Origin of the sequence: Massilia scottii (assembly GCF_030846495.1) — a bacterium.
GTDB lineage: Bacteria > Pseudomonadota > Gammaproteobacteria > Burkholderiales > Burkholderiaceae_D > Telluria_A > Telluria_A violaceinigra.
The window spans coordinates 140,777-165,677 of sequence record NZ_JAVCWM010000014.1 but is presented as its reverse complement, the minus strand read 5'-3'; the positions used below and the strand labels follow the sequence as shown (position 1 = coordinate 165,677).

3 protein-coding genes are annotated in these 24,901 nt (G+C 67.8%); all 3 read left to right on the top strand.

The genetic code is table 11. The features are described 5' to 3' along the window. Position 1 precedes the first annotated feature (1 nt). From RBA41_RS20320 to RBA41_RS20310, 3 genes are read left to right on the top strand one after another with little or no spacing between them, the layout of a single operon-like run. Complete coding sequence (locus RBA41_RS20320; protein ID WP_306626075.1) at positions 2 to 21,031, top strand: non-ribosomal peptide synthase/polyketide synthase; 21,030 nt, start codon at positions 2 to 4, stop codon at positions 21,029 to 21,031. Then, positions 21,028 to 22,620, top strand: a complete 1,593-nt coding sequence (locus tag RBA41_RS20315) for an MBL fold metallo-hydrolase (protein ID WP_306626074.1) — start codon at positions 21,028 to 21,030, stop codon at positions 22,618 to 22,620. The genes RBA41_RS20320 and RBA41_RS20315 overlap by 4 nt, the downstream gene beginning before the upstream one ends. Next, positions 22,617 to 24,380: an ABC transporter ATP-binding protein gene (locus RBA41_RS20310; RefSeq protein WP_306626073.1), complete on the top strand. Its 1,764-nt coding sequence runs from the start codon at positions 22,617 to 22,619 to the stop codon at positions 24,378 to 24,380. Before RBA41_RS20315 ends, RBA41_RS20310 begins: the two co-directional genes overlap by 4 nt. Positions 24,381 to 24,901: the final 521 nt, after the last annotated feature.

Below are 24,901 nucleotides of genomic sequence, written 5' to 3'. Positions count from 1 at the left end.
AATGACTAACGCATCATTGGAAAACCTGGATCCATCCGAGAGGGAAGCTTTGCTGGCCCGCGCGCGGGCCGCCAAACTCCAGCGCAAGGGTTCCACCCAGCGCGAGCCGATCGACGTGCGCGCAACGCCTGGCGGCTCCTGGCCGCTGTCGTTTGCCCAGCAGCGCCTGTGGTTCATCGCCCAGATGGGACAGGAAGCCAGCGTGGCTTACCATATTCCGGGTGCCCTGGCGCTCGACGGGCACCTCGACGAAGACGCGCTCGATGCGGCACTGGACCGCATCGTGCAGCGCCACGAAGCGCTGCGCACGCGCTTCGCGCTGGTCGATGGCCGCGCGCAGCAATGCATCGAGCCGCACGGACGCTTCGCCATGGTGCGGCACGACATCAGCGCGGACGACCCGCATGCGCGCCAGGCGGCCATCGCTCACTGGAGCCGCCACGAAGCGGCCGAACCGTTCGACCTGGGACGCGCGCCGCTGATCCGCGCCCGCCTGCTGCGCCTCGGCGAGCGGGAACACATCCTGCTGCTTACCTTGCACCACATCGTCTCCGACGGCTGGTCGATGGGCGTGTTGATGCGCGAACTGGGCGAGCTGTATCGTGCCTACGCCGACGAAGGCGTCGCTCATTGGGACGACCCGCTGCCGCCGCTGTCCGTGCAGTATGCCGACTACACCCTGTGGCAGCGCCAGTGGCTCGATGGCGCCGTGCAGAAGCAGCAACTGGCCTACTGGCGCGGGCAACTGGCCGGCGCACCCGAACTGCTCACGCTGCCGACCGATCGGCCGCGCCCCGCGGTGCAGGACTACACTGGCCAGAGCATCGGCTTCGAGCTCGATGCGAATCTGAGCGCCGGGCTCAAAGCGCTATCGCACAAACACGGTACCACCTTGTATATGACCTTGCTGGCGGCATGGAGCGCCCTGTGCGCGCGCCTGGCCGGCCAGGACGAGGTGGTCATCGGCTCGCCGGTTGCCAACCGCACCCGGGTCGAGCTGGAACCGCTGATCGGCTTTTTTGTCAATACGCTGTCGCTGCGCATCGACGTGAGCGCCAATCCGAGCGTGAGCGACTTGCTGGCCCAGGTGCGCGAATGCGTGCTTCAGGCGCAAAGCCACCAGGATGTACCGTTCGAGCAGGTGGTCGAAGCGGTCAATCCGCAGCGTACACTCGCGCACAGCCCGATATTTCAATTGATGTTCGCCTGGCAGAACACGCCGCGCGAAGCGCTGGAGCTTGGCCAGATCAAGTTGCGCGAACTCGAATTCGACCATCACAGTGCCAAATTCGACCTCGCGCTGGACATGCAGGAAGCGGGCGCACGCATCATGGGCCGCCTGGGCTTTGCCACCGCGCTGTTCGAGCGCGCCACGATGGAACGTCACGCCGCGTACTTCAAGGCCCTGCTCGAAGGCATGGTCCGTGACGACAGCCAGCCGGTGGGGTCGATCGCCATCCTCGGCCAGGCCGAACGGCGCCAGGTGCTGGTGGACTGGAACGATACCCGGCGCGATTATGGCGACGCCTTTGCCCATGAACTGTTCGAGCGCCGGGCCGCGCAGGCGCCAGGTGCGACCGCCCTGGAAGCGGACGGCGCGTCGCTCACCTACCAGGCCCTCAACGAGCGTGCCAACCAGTTGGCGCACCATCTGGTCTCGCTCGGCGTACGGCCAGATACGCGCGTGGCCATCGCGCTCGAACGCGGTACGCCACTGGTGCTGGCAATGCTCGCCACCCTGAAGGCCGGCGGCGCCTACGTGCCGCTCGACCCGCAATACCCGTCCGACCGCCTTGCCTTCATGCTCGACGACAGCCGTCCGAAGGTGGTGCTTACGCAAGCGTCGGTGCAGGAGCGCCTGCCGGCCTGCCGCGCCCTGATGACGGCCGCGGTGCTGGAACTCGATGCCCCGCTCGCGCCGTGGAGCAACCAGCCGGCCAGCAATCCCGAACGCGCGTCCACCGGCCTTTCGCCATCGCACCTGGCGTATGTGATCTACACCTCCGGATCGACCGGCAAGCCGAAGGGCGTGATGGTCGAACACCGCAACCTGGCCAACCTGGTCGGCTGGCACGCCGACGCCTTTCCGCTGATCGCGGGCGAACGCGCATCGAGCACCGCGGGGATCGCCTTTGACGCCTGCACCTGGGAAGTCTGGCCGCCGCTGTGCATGGGCGCGGCGCTGGCCCTGGCGCCGGCCGACGCCGCGGGCGATCCGGTGGCACTGCTGGACTGGTGGGAGAAGCAGGAGCTGCACAGCAGCTTCCTGGTGACGGCGCTTGCCGACATCGCCTTCCAGCGCGAAGCCGGCGCGAAAAAGCCGCTCAGGACCCTGCTGGTCGGCGGCGACCGCCTGGGCAAACTGCCTGCGGCCGGCCTTGGGTTCGACCTTGTCAACAACTACGGACCGACCGAATCGACGGTGGTGGCGACATCGGGACGCATGTGTGCCGGCGACGCCGTGGTCCACATCGGCCGTCCGATTGCCAACACCAGCATCTATCTGCTCGATCGGTACGGACAGCCGGTCCCGGTGGGCGTGGCGGGCGAAATCCACATCGGCGGCGCCAGCGTGGCGCGCGGCTACCTGAACCAGCCGCAATTGACGCAGGAACGCTTCCTTCCGGATCCCTTTTCGCAGCTCGCGGATGCCCGCATGTACAAGAGCGGCGACCTGGCGCGCTGGCTGGCCGACGGCACCATCGAATTCTTGGGCCGAAACGATCACCAGGTCAAGATCCGTGGCCTGCGCATCGAGCTGGGCGAGATCGAAGCGCATCTGAGCCGCCAGAACGGCGTGCGCGAAGCGGTCGTGCTGGCGCGCGAGGACAGTCCCGGCGACCAGCGCCTGGTCGCCTACCTGGTCGGCGACGTCGACACCGGCGCCGTGCGCGAGGCCCTGGCGCGCGAACTGCCGGACTACATGGTGCCGGCCGCCTGCGTCGTGCTCGGTGCCATGCCGCTCACCGCCAATGGAAAGCTGGACCGCAAGGCGCTGCCGGCGCCCGAAGGCTCGGCCTACGCCCAGCGTTCGTACGAGGCGCCGCAAGGCGCCACCGAAACGGCGCTGGCCGCCATCTGGGCCGAGCTGCTTCAACTCGATCAAGTCGGCCGCCACGACCACTTCTTCGAACTCGGTGGCCACTCGCTGCTGGCCGTGCAGCTGATGGAACGCATGCGCCGCGTGCATCTGGGCGCCGACATCCGCACCCTGTTCTCGCAACCGACGCTGGCCGCGCTGGCGCAGGCGGCGGACCTGGCCGCCGGCACCGGCGGCGGCGAAGTGGCCGTGCCGCCCAATGCCATTCCGGCCGGCTGCGCCGAGATTACCCCTGCCATGCTGCCGCTGGTGACGCTGGACGAGCGTCAGATCGCGCGCATCGCCGGCACCGTGCCGGGCGGGATGCAAGCCATCCAGGATATCTATCCGGTCGCACCGCTTCAGGAAGGCATCCTGTTCCACCATCTGCTGCAGGCCGAGGGGGACCCCTACCTGTCGTCGGCCACCCTGGCCTTCGACTCGCGCGCGCGCATGGATGGTTTTGTCGCGGCGCTGCAGCAGGTGATCGACCGCCATGACGTGCTTCGTAGCGCCATCCTGTGGGAAGGCTTGAGCGAACCGGTGCAAGTAGTCTGGCGCCAGGCGCGCTTTACGGTCGACACCCCGGCACTGCCGGCGGGCGACACGGTCGCCCAACTGTGCTCCCTGGCCGATCCGCGCCACGTGCGCCTGGACGTGCGCACGGCGCCGCTGCTGCACGGCTTCAGCGCGTTCGACGACAAGAGCGGGCGCTGGCTGCTGCAACTGCTGCTGCACCATATGATCCTCGACCACACGACCCTGGACGTGATGTTCCAGGAGATCGCAGCGATCCAGGGCGGCCGGGCCGACGAACTGCCCGAGCCGGTCCCGTTCCGCAATTTCGTGGCCCAGGCGCGCCTGGAGGGCAGGGCGCAGGAGCACGAAGCGTTCTTCCGCCAGATGCTGGGCGACGTCGACGAAGCCACCGTGCCCTACGGCCTGGCCGACGTCAAGGGCGATGGCAGCAACGTGGAGGAAGTCCAGCGCCGCCTGACGCCAGTGCTGTCGCAGCGCATCCGCCGCCAGGCGCGGGCCGCCGGCGTCAGTGCGGCCAGCCTGTTTCACTGGGCCTGGGCCAGGGTCGTCGCCCAGGGGAGCGGGGTTGACGATGTCATCTTCGGCACCGTGCTGTTCGGCCGCATGCAGGGCGGCGCCGGCGCCGACCGCGCCATGGGCCTGTTCATCAATACCTTGCCGCTGCGGGTGCGCCTGGGCGCGGCCAGCGCGCAGGAAGAACTGTGCGCCATTCACGACACCTTGCTGCAACTGGTGCGCCACGAGCACGCGCCACTGTCGCTGACACAGCGCTGCAGCGCTCTGCCGGCCGGCAAACCGCTGTTCTCGGCGCTGCTGAACTTCCGCCACAGCGCCGGCCGCGACGAACAGACTGACGGCGGCTGGGACGAAGGCATCGAGGTGCTGTCCTCCCAGGAGCGCACCAACTATCCATTCGGCCTGTCGGTCGATGACCTGGGCCAGGACTTCCTGCTGACCGTACAGGTGGCATTGCCGGTCGAAGCGCGCCAGATCTGCGACGACGTATTGCGCGAACTGGAAGCGCTGGCGGGCGCGCTCGAAAAGGGCGAACGCACCCCTGTCGCTGCTGTAAACGGCGCGGCGCCGTGGAGCGATGCCGTGCGCAGCTTCGCGCAGCCATTCTGCATTCACGAACAGTTCGAACAGCAGGTCGAGCGCACGCCGGACGCCATCGCCGTGCGCCATGGCGACACGGACCTGAGTTACCGTGACCTGAACGCGCTGGCCAACCAGCTCGCGCATCACCTGCGCACTCTGGGGGTGCGGCCGGACGACCGGGTCGCCATCTGCGTGCAGCGCGACCACACCATGCTGGTCGCCATCCTGGCAGTGCTCAAGGCCGGCGCCGCGTATGTGCCGCTCGACCCGGCCTATCCAGCCGCGCGCCTGGCGCACATGCTGCACGACAGCGCGCCGAAGGTGCTCATTACCCACGAGGGCACGCTGCAGGCAGTGGAGCACGCCGTGCCGGTGCTCGACCTCTCGCAAAGCCAGCCTGCCTGGGCGCACAACGCCACGACCAACCCGCGCGCGGATGCCGTCGGGCTGCGGCCGCACCACATGGCCTACATCATCTACACTTCGGGTTCGACCGGTCTGCCGAAAGGCGTGATGGTGGAACACGCCAACGTCGGGCGCCTGTTTGCCGCTACCGCCCACTGGTTCGGCTTCGGCCCGAACGATGTCTGGACCATGTTCCACTCCTACGCCTTCGACTTTTCCGTATGGGAGATGTGGGGCGCCTTGCTCCATGGCGGGCGCGTGGTCGTGGTGCCGCAGGCCACCGCGCGCTCGCCGGACGACTTTTACCGGCTGGTGTGCGCTGAGGGCGTGACGGTTCTGAACCAGACGCCCGGCGCCTTCCGCCGCTTCATCGCCAGCCAGGGGGCGAGCGATGCCGCCCACAGCCTGCGCTGCGTCGTCTTCGGCGGCGAGGCGCTGCAACCGGCCATGCTCAAGCCGTGGTACGCCCGCAATGGCGAACGCACGCGCCTGATCAATATGTACGGCATCACCGAAACGACCGTGCACGTGACTTACCGCGAGCTTACCCCGGCGGACGCGCAGGGCGGCGGCAGCCCGATCGGCATGCCGATTCCCGACCTGGCCGTGCACATCCTCGATACCCACGGCCGCCCCGCGCCAATCGGCGTGGTCGGCGAAATGCATGTCGGCGGCGCCGGCGTGGCGCGCGGCTACCTGAACCGGCTAGAGCTTACCGCCGAACGCTTCATCGACGACCCGTTCCAGCCCGGCGGCGGGGAACGCCTGTACCGCACCGGCGACCTTGGCCGGCGCCTGCGCGACGGATCGATCGAATTCATGGGCCGTAACGATGCCCAGGTCAAGGTGCGAGGCTTTCGCATCGAGCTGGGCGAAATCGAGGCGCGCCTGCTGCACCTGCCCGCCGTGCGCGAGGCGGTGGTGCTGGCCATCGACGACACCCAGGGCGAAAAGCGCCTGGCCGCCTACGTCGTTCCGCGCGACGGATCGGCGCACGGCGACGGCATGGCGATCCGCGAAGAGCTGGCGCAGGTGCTGCCGGACTATATGGTACCGGCCTACATCGTGTGCCTGGACAGCCTGCCGCTGACCGTGCACGGAAAACTTGACCATGCAGCGCTTCCGGCGCCGGATGTGGCGCGCAGCGACGCAGGTTACTGCGCGCCGCGCAACCCTGCCGAAGAATGCATCGCGTCGATCTGGGCCGACGTGCTGGGGATCGACCGGGTCGGCGTGCACGATAACTTTTTCGCCCTGGGCGGCGACTCGATGCGCACCATTTCAATCGTTTCGAAAGCGCGCGAGCGAGGGCTTGCGCTCGCGATCGAGCACATTTTCAGTCACCTGACGGTGGCCGGTGTCGCCGCCGCACTGGCGCGCGCCCAGCCCGACGCCGCCGCCACCGCGCCCGCCGCCAGCGCGATGACGCTCTTGCCCGCCGACGCCGCGCTGCTGCCGGGCGACGTCGAAGACGCCTACGAACTGACCTGCCTGCAACTGGGCATGGTATTCCATAACCAGATGTCGGCCGACGGCAGCGTGTATCACGATGTCTTCAGCCATCACCTGCGCATCGAGGGCTGGAATGCCGAGGTGTTTCAACAGGCGCTGGACACGGTCGTGGCGCGCCACCCGGTCCTGCGTACCTCGTTCGACCTGCGCACCTTCAGCGTCGCACTGCAACTGGTGCACAGGGGCGCGCGCATCGCCGCCGACATCAGCGACATCAGCGCGTTCGACGCGGCGCGGCAGGAACACCTGATCAGCGATTTTCTGCGCCAGGAGCGCGGCAACGGCTTTGCGCCGGGCGAAGCGCCGATGTTCCGGATCTTCATCCATCAACGGGGCCACGACAGCTTCCAGCTCACGCTCAGCTTCCACCATGCGATCCTGGACGGCTGGAGCGTGGCATCGTTCGTCACCGAACTGTTCCAGTCATACCAGGCCTTGCGGGCGGGCGAGCGCATCGACGCCCCGGCGCTTGCGTGCAGCTTCAGGCAGGCCGTCGCCGCCGAACAGGCTATCCTCGCGTCGTCGTCCGCCACCGCGTTCTGGACCAACTACCTGGCTGGCCACACGGTTGCCAGCCTGCCGCCGCGCGATGCGGACAACGACATCGATGCGTCGCGCACAGCCGCCGTCGCGCTGCCGGAAGGCGTGACGGCGCAGCTGGACGTCCTGGCGCGCGAGCTGCACGTGCCTTTGCGTACGCTGCTGCTGGCTGCGCACGTGCGCGTGATGGCGCTGTTCTCGGGCGAGAGCGACGTCTTGACAGGGATGGTCTCGCATTCGCGTCCAGCCGAACAGGATGGCGACAAGGTGCTTGGCCTGTACCTGAACACGCTGCCCCTGCGCCAGGCGATCGAACCAGGCAGCTGGAAAGACCTGATCGTTGCCACCTTCAAGTCGGAACTGGCGGTGATGCCGTACCGCGCCTATCCGTACGCCCGCATCATGCAGGAAAACGGGCGCCGCGCGCTGTTCGAGTCGGCCTTCAACTTCGTTAATTTCTATGTCTACGACGGCTTGCGCAATGTGGAGTCGCTTCAATTCCTGGAAGGCCAGGCGTTTGAAGCCACCAACCACGCGTTGACCTTCAACGCGGCCCAGGAAGGCAACAAGCTGACCTTGTCGCTGCAACGCGACCCGGCGCGGCTATCGGCGCGCCAGGGGGCACGCATCGCCTCGGCCTACCAGGCGGCCCTGGTGACGATGGCGCGCGAGCCGGACGGCGCGCATCTGTTCGCCGGCTTGCTCGACGCGGCCGAGCGCGAGCAGGTCCTGCGCGGCTGGAACGACACCGCACGCGACTATCGCCAGGACCTGTGCATCCACGAACTGATCGAAGCGCAGGTGCGGAGTAACCCGCTCGCAGTCGCGCTGGAGGTCGACGACACGCGCCTGACCTACGGCGAATTGAACGGGCAGGCCAACCGCCTGGCCGTCTATCTGCGCATGCTCGGCGTGGGGCCGGACCAGCGCGTCGCGCTGTGCCTTGAGCGCGGCGCCGCAATGGTGGCGGGCCTGCTGGCCGTGCTCAAGGCCGGCGGCGCCTACGTGCCGCTCGACCCGGCCTATCCGGAAGAACGCCTCGCCTTCATGCTCGAAGACAGCGCTCCGCTGGTCCTGCTGACCCAGGCCAGTCTGGCGCGCCGCCTCATCGTACCGTCGGACCTGCCCGTGCTGCGGCTCGACGCCGCCAATCCGCCATGGCAGGCGCTCCCGGGTAAAAATCCCGACGCCGCCGCACTGGGCCTGAGCCCATCGAACCTGGCGTACGTGATCTACACCTCCGGCTCCACGGGCCAGCCCAAGGGCGTAATGAACGAGCATCTGGGCGTGGTCAACCGCCTGCTGTGGATGCAGGACGCCTACCGCCTGGACGCGGGTGACGCGGTGTTGCAAAAGACGCCGTTCAGCTTCGACGTGTCGGTATGGGAGTTCTTCTGGCCGCTGATGAATGGTGCGCGCCTGGTGATGGCACGCCCGGACGGACATAAGGATCCTGCCTACCTGGCCGATACCATCGAACGGCACGGCATCACCACCGTGCACTTCGTGCCGTCGATGCTCCAGGCGTTCGTCGATGGCGGCGCGGCCGAGCGCTGCACCGGCCTGAAACGGGTCATGTGCAGCGGCGAAGCCTTGCCCGGCGCACTGGCACGGCGCTTCCGGCAATGCGCGCCGGACGCGCAGCTGTACAACCTGTACGGCCCGACCGAAGCTGCCGTCGACGTCACCGCCTGGCACTGCGCCGGCGTTGATTTGCCTGACAATATCCCGCTCGGCCGCCCGCTTGCCAACACCGCCATCTACCTGCTCGATCGATACGGCCAGCCGGCCCCGGTTGGCGTGCCTGGCGAAATCCACATTGGCGGCGTGCAGGTGGCGCGCGGGTACCAGAACCGCGACGAACTGACGCGCCAGCGCTTCGTGGCCGATCCGTTCGCCGGCAAGCCGGGCGCGCGCATGTACAAGACTGGTGACCTGGGCCGCTGGCTGGCCGACGGCAGCGTCGAATTCCTCGGCCGGAACGATCATCAGGTCAAGATCCGCGGCCTGCGCATCGAACTTGGCGAAATCGAAGCGCACCTCATGCGCCAGGAGGGCGTGCGCGAAGCCGTGGTACTGGCACGCGAGGACAGTCCGGGCGACAAGCGCCTGGTCGCCTATCTGGTTGGCCAGGTCGACACGCAGTCGGTGCGCGCGGCGCTGGCGCGCGAGCTGCCCGAGTACATGGTTCCCGCCGCCTGCGTCGTGCTCGACGCCTTGCCCCTGAGCGCGAACGGCAAGCTCGATCGCAAGGCACTGCCGGCGCCGGAAGGCTCGGCGTATGCGCGGCGCACCTGGGAGGCGCCGCAAGGCCCGACCGAAACCGCGCTGGCCGCCATCTGGGCCACCCTGCTGCAAGTGGAGCGGGTAGGGCGCAACGACCACTTCTTCGAACTGGGCGGCCACTCGCTGCTGGCCGTGCAGCTGATGGAGCGCATGCGCCGCCAGGAGCTGTTCGCCGACATCCGCACCCTGTTCTCGCAACCGACCCTGGCCGCGCTGGCACAGGCGGTGGACCAGGCCGGGCAAGCCGGCCGGCGTGACGTGGTGGTGCCGCCCAACGGCATCCCGGACGGCTGCAGCACGATCACGCCGGCCATGCTGCCGCTGGTGGAATTGGACGCCGAACAGATCGCGCGCATCGTCGCCACCGTCCCCGGAGGCGCCGCCAATGTGCAGGACATCTATCCGCTCGCGCCCCTGCAGGAAGGCATCCTGTTCCATCACCTGTTGCAGAACAAGGGCGACGCCTACCTGCTGTCGGCCACCTTGTCGTTCGACTCGCGCGAGCGGCTCGACGCCTTTACAGGCGCGCTGCAGCAGGTGCTCATGCGTCACGATGCGCTGCGCACCGCGTTGCTGTGGGAAGGCTTGCCCGAGCCGGTGCAGGTGGTCTGGCGCGAAGCGACGTTCAACGTCGAAACACCGACCCTGCCCGGCCTCGACACGCCGGCCGAGCTGCGCGCCCACGCCGACCCGCGCCACTTCCGCATCGACCTGCGGCGCGCGCCGCTGATGCACGGCTTTGCCGCTTTCGACGACAAGTCCGGCTGCTGGCTGCTGCAACTGCTGCTGCACCACGTGGTGACCGACCACACCACGCTCGACGTGCTGTTCGAGGAAATGGCGCTGATCCAGGCCGGCCGCGCGCAGGAATTGCCGCTGCCGGCCCCGTTCCGCAATTTCGTGGCGCAGGCCCGCCTTGGCGTGAGCGTGCAGGAGCACGAGCAGTTCTTCCGCCAGATGCTGGGCGACGTCGACGAACCGACCGCGCCATTCGGCCTGCTGGACATGCAGGGCGACGGCTCCAACGTCGACGAGGCGCGCCTGCCGCTCGACCCGGCGCTGGCCCTGCGCCTGCGCCAGCACGCGCGCCGCCTTGGCGTCAGTGCCACCAGCCTGTTCCACCTCGCGTGGGCGCAGGTACTGGCGCGCACCAGCGGACGTGATGATGTCGTCTTCGGCACCGCGCTGTTCGGCCGCATGCATGGCGGCAGCGGTGCCGACCGGGTCCTGGGCCTGTTCATGAACACGCTGCCGGTGCGCATTCGCCTGGACGGCACCCCGGTCGAAGCGGCCGTGCGCGATACCCATGAACGCCTGGCGCAACTGCTGCATCACGAGCACGCCCCACTGTCGCTGGCCCAGCGCTGCAGCGGCATGGCGGCCTCGGTGCCGCTGTTCTCGGCCGGCTTCAACTACCGTCACAGCCCGCCGGCCCAGCAAGTATGGGAAGGCATGGAAGTCCTGCACGGTGAGGAATTGAGTAACTTCCCGCTGGTGCTCAAGGTGGACGACCATGGCGAAGCATTTTCGCTCACGGCCAACGCCCAGCGTCCGATCGACCCGATGCGCGTGTGCCGCTACATGCACACGGCGCTCGACCATCTGGCCGATGCGCTCGACAATGCGTCGGCCACCACCAGCCGCGAGCTGGAAATCCTGCCTGCCGACGAGCGCCGCCAACTGCTCGACGGCTGGAACGATACCTTTGCAGCGACCGACGCCGGCCGCTGCATCCATCAACTGTTCGAGCTGCACGCGGCCAGTACGCCCGACGCAGCCGCGCTGGTGGTGGACGGCAGCGCACCGCTCAGCTACACCGAACTCAATGCGCGCGCCAACCAGCTCGCGCATCACCTGATCAAGTTGGGCCTGCGGCCGGACATGCGGGTCGCCATTGCGCTGCCGCGCGGGGCCGACATGATCGTCGCCTTGCTGGCCACGCTCAAGGCCGGCGCCGCCTACGTGCCGCTCGACCCAGGCTACCCCGCCGAGCGCCTGGCCTTCATGCTCGACGACAGCCGCCCGCGCGTCGTGCTGACCCACGCCGACCTGCAGGAACGGCTGCCGGCCAGCCGCGCGCTGCTCACCGCCACCGTGCTGGAACTGGACGATGCGGCCGCGCCATGGCAGGATAAACCGGCCACCAATCCCGATCCGGCCGCGCTGGGCCTGACCGACGCGCATCTGGCCTACGTGATCTACACCTCCGGTTCGACCGGCACGCCGAAGGGCGTGATGATGGAGCACTCCGCCCTGTGCAACCTGGCGCAGGCGCAGATCGACAGTTTCGGCGTCACGGCCGCAAGCCGCATCCTGCAATTTGCCTCGTTCAGTTTCGACGGCTGCATTTTCGAGGTCGTCCTGGCGCTGTGCCATGGTGCCGCCCTGTACATGGTGGCGTCGGATGTGCCGCTGGCCGGCGACAGCCTGCTCGCCGTCGCCGACAAGCATGGCATCAGCCACGCTATCCTGCCGCCGGCCGTGCTGGCAGCCTTGCCCGACCGCGCGCGCATGGATTCGATCACTACCCTGGTCATGGCCGGCGAAGCGTCGGGCCAGGCGCTGGTGCGGCGCTGGGCTGCCGGCCGCACCCTGATCAACGGTTACGGTCCGACCGAAACCGCGGTGTGCGCCACGGTTTTCCGTTGTGATGCACAGCAGGCGGGCGACCCGCCGATTGGCCAGCCGATCGGCAACAAGCGTATTTACCTGCTCGACGCCCACGGTGCGCCGGTGCCGCTGGGCGTGGCCGGTGAAATCCATATCGGCGGCGCGGGGATTGCGCGCGGCTACCTGAACCGCCGCGAATTGAGCGAAGAACGCTTCATCCCCGATCCGTTTGCCGGTGCCCCGGGCGCGCGCATGTACCGCAGCGGCGACCTTGGACGGCGGCGCGCCGACGGCAACATCGAATTCGTCGGCCGGGCCGACAAGCAGGTCAAGGTGCGGGGCTTCCGCATCGAACTGGGCGAAATCGAAACGGTGCTGCTGGCCGCCCCCGGCGTACGCGATTGCGTGGTGCTGGCGCGCGAGGACCAGCCCGGCCAGCGGCGGCTGGTGGCGTACTTCAGCACGCCGGAACCGGAATTGTGCACGCCGGAGTCGCTGCGCCTGCACCTGGCCGGCCGTCTGCCGGAGTACATGGTGCCGGCGGCCTACGTCTGCCTGGACGCCTTGCCGCTCACGCCGAACGGCAAACTCGATCGGCGCGCCTTGCCGGCGCCGGAGGATGGCGCGTTCAGCACCCGCGTCTACGAGGCGCCGCAAGGCCCGGTGGAATCGGCCCTGGCCGCGCTCTGGAGCGAACTGCTGCGGGTGGAGCAGGTCGGCCGGCGCGACCACTTCTTTGAACTCGGTGGCCATTCGCTGCTGGCGGTGCAGATGATCTCGCGCCTGCACCAGCGTCTCGGCCTGGAGGTAGCGCTGTCGGACCTGTTTGCCCAGCCCGTGCTGCATGCGTTCGCGACCCTGGCGCACAAGGCGCCGGCGCAAGGCTTGCCGTCACTGGTGGCCGGTCCGCGTCCGTTTGACATTCCGGTCTCGTTCGCGCAGCAGCGCCTGTGGTTCATCGCCCAGATGGGCGAGGCGGCCAGCGCCGCCTACCATATCAGCGGCGGCATGCGCCTGCATGGCCGGCTGGACGAGCGCGCACTGCGCTGCGCCCTGGACCGCATCGTGCACCGCCACGAAGCGCTGCGCACCCATTTCGAGCTGGTCGACGGCGCCCCGGTGCAGCGCATCGCCGCCAGCACCGGCCTGGCCCTGGTGCGCCATGACCTGAGCACCGACGCGCAGCCGCAGGCGGGCGTCGATCATTGGAGCCGGGTGGAAGCGAGTACCCCGCTCGACCTGGGCCAAGGTCCGCTGATCCGTGCCCGCCTGCTGCGCCTGGGCGAGCAGGAACACATTCTGCTGCTGACGGTGCACCATGTGGTGTCGGACGGCTGGTCGATGGGTGTGCTGGCGCGCGAACTGACCGCCTTGTACAGCGCCTACGCGGCCGATGGGCTGGCGCATGATCTTGACCCGCTGCCGCCGCTGCCGGTGCAATATGCCGACTACGCCCTGTGGCAGCGTGGCTGGCTGGGCGCGGCGCCGGCCCAGGAGCAGCTGGCCTACTGGAAGCGGCAACTGGCGGGCGCCCCGGCCTTGATTACCCTGCCGGGCGACCGCCCGCGGCCCGCGATGCAGGACTATACGGGCCAAAGCCTGTCGTTCACCATCGATGCCGCCCTGTGCACGGGCCTGAAGGCATTGTCTCGCAAGCATGGCACCACCTTGTATATGACCTTGCTGACGGCATGGGCCGCGCTGGCCGCGCGCCTGGCCGGGCAGGACGAAGTCGTCATCGGCTCGCCGGTCGCCAATCGCGGCCGGGTCGAACTCGAACCGATGATCGGCTTCTTCGTCAACACCGTGGCGCTGCGGCTCGATGTCAGCGACAGCCCCACGGTGGCCGACCTGCTGGCCCAGGCCAAGCAGCGCGTGCTGGAAGCGCAAAGCAACCAGGATGTGCCGTTCGAGCAGGTGGTCGAGGTTCTCAATCCGGAGCGGGCGCTGAACTACAGCAGCATCTTCCAGTTGATGTTCGCGTGGCAGAACATGCCGCACGACGCCGTGCAACTGGGCGACCTGCGCCTGGAAGAACTGCCGGAGCGCCTTGACCGCAGCACCGCATTCGACCTGTCGCTGACCCTGCAGGAAAGCGGTGAGTGCATTGTCGGCACGATGGAATATGCGGCCGCGCTGTACGACCGCATCACCATCGAACGGCACCTGGCGCGCCTGCGCACGGTCCTGGAAGGCATGGTGCGCGACGACAGCCAGGCGTTCGACCGCATCGATCTGCTGGACGCGGGCGAACGCCGGCAACTGGAGGCGGCATGGCGGCATGTGCGCCAGCCGTATCCGGACAACGCCTGCATCCACCAGCTGTTCGAACAGCAGGTGGAGCGCACCCCGCACGCGACCGCGGCCGAGCAGGAGGGCAGGGCACTGAGCTACAGCGAACTCAATGCCCGTGCCAATCAGCTGGCGCATCACTTGCGCCAGCTCGGCGTGCAGCCGGACCAGCGCGTGGCCATCTGCGCGCCGCGCAGCCTGGACATGCTGGTCGCCATTCTCGGCATCCTGAAAGCCGGCGCCGCGTATGTGCCGCTCGACCCGGCCTATCCGCAGGAGCGCATCGACTACATGCTGCGCGACAGCGCGCCGGTGGCGTTGCTCACGCAGGGCGAGCTGGAAGCGCCATCCTGGCTTCACCAGCCGACCGATAACCCGGATCTCGCGGCAATCGGCCTGACTGCGTCGCACCTGGCGTATGTGATTTACACCTCCGGCTCCACCGGCGCGCCGAAAGGCGTGATGATCGAGCACCGCGGCCTGTGCAACCAGATCACGGCACTTGGGCGGCTGTACGCGCTCGGTCCCGCCGACCGCGTGCTGCAATTTGCCGCGCCGAGCTTCGACATGTCGGTCGAGGAGATCTTCGGCGCCCTGGTGAGCGGCGCCACCCTGGTACTGGGCTCGCCAGCGTGGATTGCAGACGCCCAGCGCTGGTGCGAACTGGCCGAAGCGAATGCGCTGACCGTGGCCAACCTGCCGACCATGTTCTGGCAGCAGATCGCCCAGGCGCCGCACGTGGCGCTACCGCCAACCCTGCGCCAGATCAGTATCGGCGGCGAAGGCGTGGCCGCCGCCGCGCTCGACGCATGGTGGGCCCGGCCCGGCCACCGTCCGGTGCTGGTCAATGCGTATGGTCCGACTGAAGCAACCATCAACGCCAGCATACTGACCTGCCAACCCGGCACCAATCCGCGTTCGATCGGCAGCCCGGTGGCCAACACGCCGGTCTACCTGCTGGACCGCCATGGCCAAGCGGTGCCCCCTGGCGTCGCCGGCGAAATTCACATCGGCGGCGTGGGCGTGGCACGCGGTTACCTGAACCTGCCGCAGCTGACGCAGGAGCGCTTCGTGCCCGACCCGTTCGCATCTGACGCCGGGGCGCGTATGTACAAGAGCGGCGACCTGGGTCGCTGGCTGGCCGACGGATCGCTCGAATACCTCGGGCGCACCGATCATCAGGTGAAACTGAGGGGCTTTCGCATCGAGCTGGGCGAAATCGAGGCGCAGCTGGCCAGGCAGAGCGGCGTGCGCCAGGCCGTGGTGCTGGCACGCGAGGATAATCCCGGCGACAAGCGCCTGGTGGCCTACGTCGTTGGCGCGGCCGATGCAGGGACGCTGCGCGCGGCCCTGGCGCAGGCACTGCCCGACTACATGGTGCCGGCCGCCTTCGTCACGCTCGATGCCTTGCCGCTCACGCCGAACGGCAAGCTCGATCGCAATGCCTTGCCGGCGCCGGAAGGCACGGCGTATGCGCAGCGTGCCTATTGCGCACCGCAGGGAGAGGCGGAAAACGCACTCGCGCGGATCTGGGCCGAACTGCTGCACGTCGAGCGCGTTGGCCGCGACGACAATTTCTTTGAACTCGGCGGCCATTCGCTGCTGGCCGTGCAACTGATGGAACGCATGCGCCGCAGCCAGATGCCGGTCGACATCCGTACCCTGTTCCTGCGGCCGACGGTCGCCGGTCTGGCAGGCGCCGCCGGCACGCAGGAGGCGCGCGAGGTGGTCGTTCCACCAAACCGCATTCCGTCCGGATGCACTGCGATCACGCCCGACATGCTGCCGCTGGTCGCGCTCGACGCCGCACAGATCGCGCGCGTTGCCGCCACCGTCGCCGGCGGCGCCGCCAACGTGCAGGACATCTACCCGCTGGCACCGCTGCAGGAGGGAATCCTGTTCCACCACCTGCTGCAGGCCGAAGGAGACCTGTATCTGTCGGCAGCCACGCTGGCGTTCGATTCGCGCGAGCGGCTCGACGGCTTCGTGCAGGCACTGGGACAGGTCATTGCACGCCACGACGCCTTGCGCACCTCCGTGCAATGGGAAGGCTTGCCTGAGCCGGTGCAGGTGGTGTGGCGCGAAGCGCCGTTCGTGCTGGAGACGCCGGCGCTCGCAAACGGCGACGTGGCCACCATGCTGCGCGCCCATGCCGATCCGCGCAGCATGCGCATCGACCTGGGTCAGGCGCCGCTGATGCGCGGTTTTGCCGCGCCCGATCCGGACAATGGACGCTGGGTGCTGCTGCTGATCGAGCATCACCTGGTTACCGACCACACCACGCTCGACCTGCTGTTCGAGGAAATGGCGATGATCGAGGCCGGACGCGCCGACGAGCTGCCGGCGCCTGTCCCGTTCCGCAATTTCGTGGCGCAGGCGCGCCTGGGCGTGAGCCGCCAGGAGCACGAAGCCTTTTTCCGCACCATGCTGGGCGATGTCGACGAGCCGACGGCGCCGTTTGGCCTGGCCAACGTGCAGGGCGACGGCAGCACCGTGCACGAGGCGCAGCAGTTGCTCGCGCCAGCGCTGTCGGAACGCATCAGGCGCCAGGCCCGCAGCCTCGGCGTCAGCGCGGCCAGCCTGTTCCACTGGGCCTGGGCCCAGGTACTGGCGCAGGCCACCGGCCGCGAGGACGTGGTATTCGGCACCGTGCTGTTCGGCCGCATGCAGCCGGGCGCCGGTGCCGAACGCACCATGGGCCTGTTCATCAATACCCTGCCGCTACGCGTGCGCCTCGGTGAGGTGAGCGTGGAACAGGGCATCCGTGAAACGCACGCGCTGCTGGCGCAGCTGATGCAGCACGAGCACGCGTCGCTCGCCCTGGCGCAGCGCAGCAGCGCACTGGCGGCCGGCACACCATTGTTTTCGGCGCTGCTTAACTATCGCCATAGCGGGCAGCAAGCCAGCGACAGCGTCACCGGCACCTGGGCGCAGGGCATCACGGTGCTGGCCGCGGAAGAACGCAGCAACTATCCATTCAGCCTGTCCGTGGACGACCTGGGCGAAGGCTTCGGCCTGAGTGCGCAGATCGCCGAACCGGTCGATCCGCAGCGCGTGTGCGGCTACGTGGCGCAGGCGCTGGAAGGACTGGTCGGGGCGCTGGAGACGGCGCCGCACCTGCCGGCATGGGGAATCAACATCCTTGACGCGGCCGAGCGCGAACAAGTGCTGGTGCGCTGGAACGACACCGCGCAGCCGTTCCCGGACGACCGGTGCATCCATCAGCTGTTCGAGCGGCAGGTGGCGCGCGCGCCACGGGCAGCGGCGCTGGAGCACCAGGGCCGCTGCCTGGACTACGGGCAGCTCAACGAGCGCGCCAACCAGATTGCGCATCATTTGCGCAGTCTGGGCGTGCAGCCTGACGAGCGCGTCGCCATTTGCGCACCGCGCGGCGTGGAGCTGGTCGTCGCGATCCTGGCCGTGCTCAAGGCTGGCGCGGCCTACGTTCCTTTGGACCCGGCCTATCCGCGCGAACGGCTCGACTACATGCTGCGCGACAGCGCGCCGGTGGCTTTGCTGACCGTGGCGGGCATGCCGGCGGCGGCCACGGTGCCGGTCCTGTTCCTCGATGGCGAGTCGCAGCCATGGCTGCGCCAGCCGCTCACCGATCCCGATCCGGCAGCGGTCGGCCTGACCCCGGCCAGCCTGGCATACGTGATCTACACCTCGGGATCGACCGGGCAGCCGAAAGGCGTGATGGTCGAGCACCGCGGCTTGTGCAATGTGGCGCAGGCACAGGCCCGCACGCTTGCCATCGAGCCGGCCAGCCGCGTGCTGCAATGCGCCTCGCCGAGTTTCGACGCCTGCGTGTTCGAGCTGGTCATGGCGCTGTGCCACGGCGCGGCCCTGCACCTGCCGGCGCCCGGCGCGCTGCTTGCCGGCCCGGTACTGACCGAGGCACTGGCCGCGCACGGCATCACCCACGTCACCCTGACGCCGGCGGTGTTGAACGGAATCGATCCGGGCACCGGCCTGGCGGGGGTGCGCACCCTGGTCGTGGCGGGGGAGGCGTGCAGCCAGGAGCTGGTCGGGCGCTGGGCGGCGGGCAGGGTGTTCGTCAATGCCTACGGCCCGACCGAAACGACGATCTGGGCCACCTTCCAGCTGTGCGTGGCGGGCGGCCCGGCAGGGGCTCCACCTATCGGGCGGCCGATCGCCAATACCGCGATCTACCTGCTGGACCGCCATGGCCAGCCGGTGCCCACCGGTGTCGCGGGCGAGATCCATATCGGCGGCGTGGGGGTGGCGCGCGGCTACCTGAATTTGCCGCAGCTGACGCAGGAACGCTTCGTGCCAGATCCATTTGCTGGCCATGACGGGGCGCGTATGTACAAGAGCGGCGACCTGGGACGCTGGACTGCCGACGGCACCCTCGACTACCTGGGCCGCAATGACCGTCAGGTCAAGCTGCGCGGCCTGCGCATCGAACTTGGCGAGATCGAAGCGCAATTGCGGCGCCAGGATGGCGTGCACGATGCGGTCGTGGCGGCGCGTGAAGACCGGCCGGGCGACAAGCGCCTGGTGGCCTACGTGGTCGCCGGCGCCGGCGAGGTCGATGCGCAGCGGATGCGCGCGGCCCTGGCGCAGGCGCTGCCCGAATTCATGGTGCCGGCCGCGATCATGGTGCTCGATGCCTTGCCGCTCACGCCCAACGGCAAGCTCGATCGCCAGGCCTTGCCGGCACCGGAAGGCGCGGCCTACGCCCGCAATCAGTACGCCGCGCCGCAGGGCGAGGTGGAAACCGCGTTGGCGTGCATCTGGGCGGAGCTGCTCGATGTCGATCTGGTGGGCCGCGAGGATAATTTTTTCGCGCTGGGCGGCCACTCGCTGCTGACCATCCAGATGGTCGAACGCCTGCGCCAGCAGGGACTTCAAATCGAGATGCGCAGCATTTTCGACAGCCCCATGCTGAAGGATATCGCCGCGCGCATCCAGCGTTCGGCGGCGCTGTCGCTGTCGCACCATCTGGTGCCGCTGCGCCTGGGCGGCGTGCGCCGGCCGCTGTTCTTCCTGCACGAGCCCACGGGCGAGGTGCTGTCGTACGAAAGGCTGTCGCGTCACTTTGGCGACGACATGCCGGTCTACGGCGTGCAAGCCGGCCGCGCCGACGCCGACCGGCCGGTGCGGATGGAGACACTGGCGCGCCGTTACCTGGACGTGATCCGCACGGTGCAGCCGCACGGCCCGTACCGACTCGCCGGCTGGTCCGGCGGAGGGCTGATCGCCTACGAAATGGCGCACCAGCTGCTGGGCGAAGACGAATCGGTCGAATTCCTCGGCCTGATCGATAGCGGCCGGCCCGGCTACAAGGCTGCCGAAGCCATGCCGGACGAAGCGGCGATGCGCTGGGTGTTCCTGGAGGTGTACGCCAGTTACCTCGACACGAGCCTGGACATGATGCGGGTGCGCGACTTGCAGGCATCGGGCAGCATCGATGCGGCCGTCGCCACCTGCCGCGAACGCGGTTGGCTGCCGGCCGCCTTCACCACCGAGGAGCTGACGTGGCGCTCGGCGCGCTTCGCGCAGCTGATCCTGGCCTGCGCCAACTATGTTCCGCAGCCGCTGCCGATCTCCGTGCACCTGTTCGCGGGCGAACCGGCCGAAGGCGCCGATCCGTCGATCGGCTGGCACGCGCTGCTGCGCCGCCACCTGCACCTGAGCGTCATCGGGGGCGACCACAAGACCATCATGGAGGAACCGTACATCGAAACGCTGGCGGCGCGCATCAAGCGCGTGCTGGCCGACGCCGAAGCCCTGCCGAGGCTGGAGGCGGTGGCGCCCGACAAGGCGGCCATCACCCTGCAGTCGGGCCGCAAGGGACACTCGCCGGTGTTCTGCGTACCAGGCGCGGGCGCCAACGTCACCGCTTTCCTGCCGCTGGTGCACGCCCTCGGCGACGCTGAACCGGTGATCGGTTTGCAGGCACGGGGCCACGACGGCAGCTGCGTGCCGCATGCCACCGTGGAGGCGGCCGCGCGCGCCTACCTGCCCGAAGTGCGGGCGCACGCCGGGCGTGGGCCATACCGCCTGCTGGGTCACTCGTTCGGCGGCTGGATCGCGCTGGAACTGGCGCGCCTGCTGGTGCAGGCTGGCGAAACGGTGGCGCAGGTGGTACTGGTCGATTGCGAGCCACCCGGGCCGGTGCGCCATTCGGACCGCCTGCAAACCCTGACGCTGTTCATCGACCTGCTGGAGATGGACCGTGGACAGGCGCTCGGCGTGGACCGCGCCAGGCTGGCTGGCCTGGACGAAGCGGGACAACTGGCGCACCTGATGGAGAGCTTGAGCGCGGCCGGGGTTCTGCCGCCGCGCACGCCGCTGGACAAGCTGCAAGGCTTGCTGCGCGTGTTCGGCAGCCACCTCAATACCAGCTACGAGCCGGCTGGCCCGTATGCGGGCGCGATCCTGCTGGTCAACGCCGACGTGGCCGAGACGGCCGGCTCGGCGCGCAGGGCGGCCATGTCGGCGCCCGAGAAGCTGGCGCGCTGGCAGCGCCTGGCCGACCGGGTCGATGTGCAAACGCTCGAAGGCAGCAATCACATGAACATCTTGAAGCAACCGTTCGTCGACCTGCTGGCCGGCGCCGTTGTCGACGCATGGGCGGTCGACGCCGACGTCATGCCGCTCAACCCATTCATCAACTCTTCTTCCAAAGCGAAACGCCAATGAAAACCCTGAAATCCCTCGCACCGAATGTTCGCAGCGTCCCCCTGGTCAATTCCTGGTTCGCGCATCCGTATCTGGTGTCGCCCCTCACTTTCGGCCTGTACACCAAGCACGCGCACCTGGCCATGCTCGAGTCGTTCATCGAAGACCCGGCCCAGCACCTGGAATCGGCGCTGATTCCGGAGCTGCTCGGCGGCCCGTTCATCAATTACGCGGACGATCCGGCCGACATGGCGCGCTTTCGCGACCGCACCCTGGAGCGCTGCGCGCCGCAACTGCGCTGCGCCGACGCCATCGGCGCGATGTACCAGATGCTGCAAAACCAGGCAAAGGGCGCGGGCGTGCCCGGCCTGTACGCCCAGATCGATCCGCAGATCCGCAACGGCGTCGAGCTGTCGTACGATTTGTGCAAACAGCCCAATGCGCGTTTCATCGAGTCGGTGTTTTACGACAGCCCGCTGTACGACACCTCGCTGCAAACCTGCGTGCTCGAAAAAGCGACCTACGAGCCGCGCACTTTCGTCCTGAGTACACCGCAGATCAAGCGCCGCGACAGCTCGGTCGAATTGCGCCTGCCGTTCGGCGACCCGCTGTGGAACCACCTGCACGGCGGCGCCCACGATGCGGCCGAACTGATGGAAATGCTGCGCCCGCGCGTGGATGACCCGGCGCGCGACATGCCGCTGCTTGAAACCATGTTCACCGAGCGCCGCGTGGCCGAGGGCCATCGGGGCGGACCGGCCGACACGGTGCGCATCCGCTACCTGGGCCACGCCTGCGTGCTGATGGAGTGCGGCGGCGTGAGCATCCTGATCGATCCCTTGATCAGCTACCCGGACGAGTCGCGCATCGACCATTTCACGTTCGACGACCTGCCCGAGCGGCTCGATTATGTGCTCATCACGCACCCGCACCAGGATCACATCGTCTTCGAAACGCTGCTGCGCCTGCGCAGCAAGGTCGATTGCGTGGTGGTGGGGCGTGCCGGCGGCGGCAACCTGCAGGATATTTCGCTCAAGCTGATGCTGCTGCGCTGCGGTTTCGGGCGCGTGGTGGAACTGGGCGAGTACGAAACGCTGGAGTTCGAGGGGGGACGCATCATCGGCGCGCCATTCTACGGCGAACACGCCGATCTCGATATTCGCACCAAGCTCGCCTTCGGCATCGAGATGCAGGGCGCGGCGTGCCTGTTCTTCGCCGATTCGAATCCACCGGCGCCGGAATTCTACGAGCCGCTCAAGAAAATGATGCCGCGGATCGACTGCCTGTTCCTCGGCATGGAGTGCGTCGGCGCGCCGGCGACCTGGCTGTACGGCCCCCTGCTGCAAAAAATGCTCACCCGCGGCGAGGACCAGTCGCGCCGGCTCGATGGGTGCGACGCCGCCAAGGCCCTCAAGATGCAGGAATATTTCGATCCGAAGCGTCTGTTCATCTACGCCATGGGGGCCGAACCCTGGCTCACGCACATCACCAGCATCCTGTACTCGGAAGAGTCGACCCAGTTCAAGGAGGCGCGCATCGTCGAGAAGACCGTGCGCGGGCAGGGCAAGCAGGCCGATGTCCTGTTCGGCAAGATGGAACTGATGTTGTGAGCGGGGCCGCAACGTCGTACGGCCTTTTGTGGCGGCTGCTGCGCGTCGCCCGGCCGTCCGCGGGCCAGCTGGGCGCCGCCGCGGCCATTGCACTGGTCTCGGCCGCCGGCACCTTGTGCTTTCCCCTGCTGGCGCGGCGCGTGGTGGACGAACTGGCGGCAGGCAAGACCGATCCGCTCAGTATCGGCTTGCTGGCCGCGATTCTGGTTGGCGCCGCGCTGGCGTCGGCGGCGTCGGCCTACCTGCTGGCGCGCGTCGGCCATGGGCTGGTGGCGAGCCTGCGCGCCATGTTGGTCGACAAGCTGCTCAAGCTGCCGGTGGCGGCCTTCGACCAGGACAGCACGGGCGAGCGTGTCAGCCGCGTGTTGAGCGACTGCGATGCCATTTCCGACCTGGCCACCAAGCAGGCGGTGAACCTGCTCACCGGCGTGCTGCTGCTGGGCGGATCGGTCGGCGTACTGCTGATGCTCGACGTGCGCCTGACCCTGACCTTGCTCGGCTGCGTGGCGGGCGCCTTCTGCGTGGTCATTCCCCTGGCCTTGCTGCTCGAAGGGCTGGCGCGCAGCACGCAGGATCGCACGGCCAAGCTGGGCGGCATCCTGACCCACGTGTTTTCCGAAATCCGCCTGGTCAAGGCGTTCACCGCGGAAGGGCGCGAGCGCGCGCGCAGCGGGGAGGAAATCGAGGAACTGCGGCGCCTTGGCTTGAAGGCCTCGAAAATCAACGCCGCGCTCGAACCGGTCATCGGCCTTGCGCTGACGGCGGCGATCATCATCATCCTGGTCTACGGGACTGGCCGGGTGAGCAGCGGGGCGATCACCATCGGCACCCTGACCGCCTTCATCCTCTACATCTTCAACGTGGCCGCGCCGCTGATCCAGCTGACCAATTTCGCCGCGGAGCTGCAAAAGGCCAAGGGCGCGTCCAGCCGTATCAGCGCGCTGCTCGACGAACGTGAAGAAGAGCAGGGCGCTGCGCGCGCCATCTGCGATGACGAGGATGGCACGCTGGTGTTCAGGGGGGTGTCGTTTGCCTACCCTGGCCAGGAGCGCAAGGTCCTCGAAGGGCTCGATCTGGTGTTCCGGCCCGGGACGACGACGGCGCTGGTGGGGGCCAGCGGCAATGGCAAGACCACGATCCTGTCGCTGATCGAGCGCTTTTACCAGCCGTCGGAAGGCGAACTGCTTTACGGCGGCGTGCCGATAGAGCACCTTGGGCTGGCCGACTGGCGCAGCAAGATCGGCTATGTGGCCCAAGGTGCGCCGATCATGCCCGGCAGCGTGCGCGAGAACATCACCTACGGCCTGCATGGCCGGTATACCGACGCGATGGTGCTGGCGGCCGCGGAAAAAGCCGGTGCGCTGGCGTTCATCGACCAGATGCCGCAGGGACTGGACACGCTGCTGATCGAGCAGGGCAACAACCTGTCCGGCGGCCAGCGGCAACGGATCGCCATCGCCCGCATGTTCCTGCGCAACCCGGCCATCCTGATCCTGGACGAGGCGACGTCGAACCTGGACAGCGAAACCGAGCACCAGGTGAAAACAGCGCTCGAATCGCTGATGCAAGGGCGTACCAACATCGTCGTTGCGCATCGCCTGGCCACGGTCATGCATGCGGACTGCATTTACTTTCTGGAGGGAGGAAAAATATCGGGCGCCGGAAACCATCATGAATTGATTGGATCTCATCCTTATTATGCAAGGCTGGTGGCGCGCCAGTTCCAGAACGTGCCGGAGCGCCCGGCGATGCATGGCTGACCGCAAGGTGCGCGCTGATTGAACGCTGCACGCGCTACAGCGCTGCGCCGCGCTCTTGCGCATCCGTATGGAAAATCTGGCCCGCCTTGCCGTTATGGACGTTGCGGGTCAGCACCTAAATAGCTCCGAAAAGATCATGAAACTTGCAGGTGTATCACGGAAGGCGATCCACACCAAGATCCCTCGAGCACGTCGAACGGCCTGCGCCCTTATTGTTTCCGGGATTACTTGACCGCAGTAAGGTTCACCGGCTCATCTTTTCGGTCATCTGGGGGATGTCGTTCCTGGCCAGGTCTATCCCCGGGCCCGGTGACAGCCATCGTTCGCAAGTGTCGTCATCCAGTGCATACGCGGGCAATTCCCCGAATACGGGCGCGCCAGCGTCTGCTTACCAATGAATAAGGATGCGTTGTTCATTGTCTATGGTGTGCCTGCATCCTGGTCATGATATGAATTTTCGGCGAGCCTGATGATTCGCCGTCGGCGCTGGCTATAACCTTATGGGAATACCGGCCGCATCC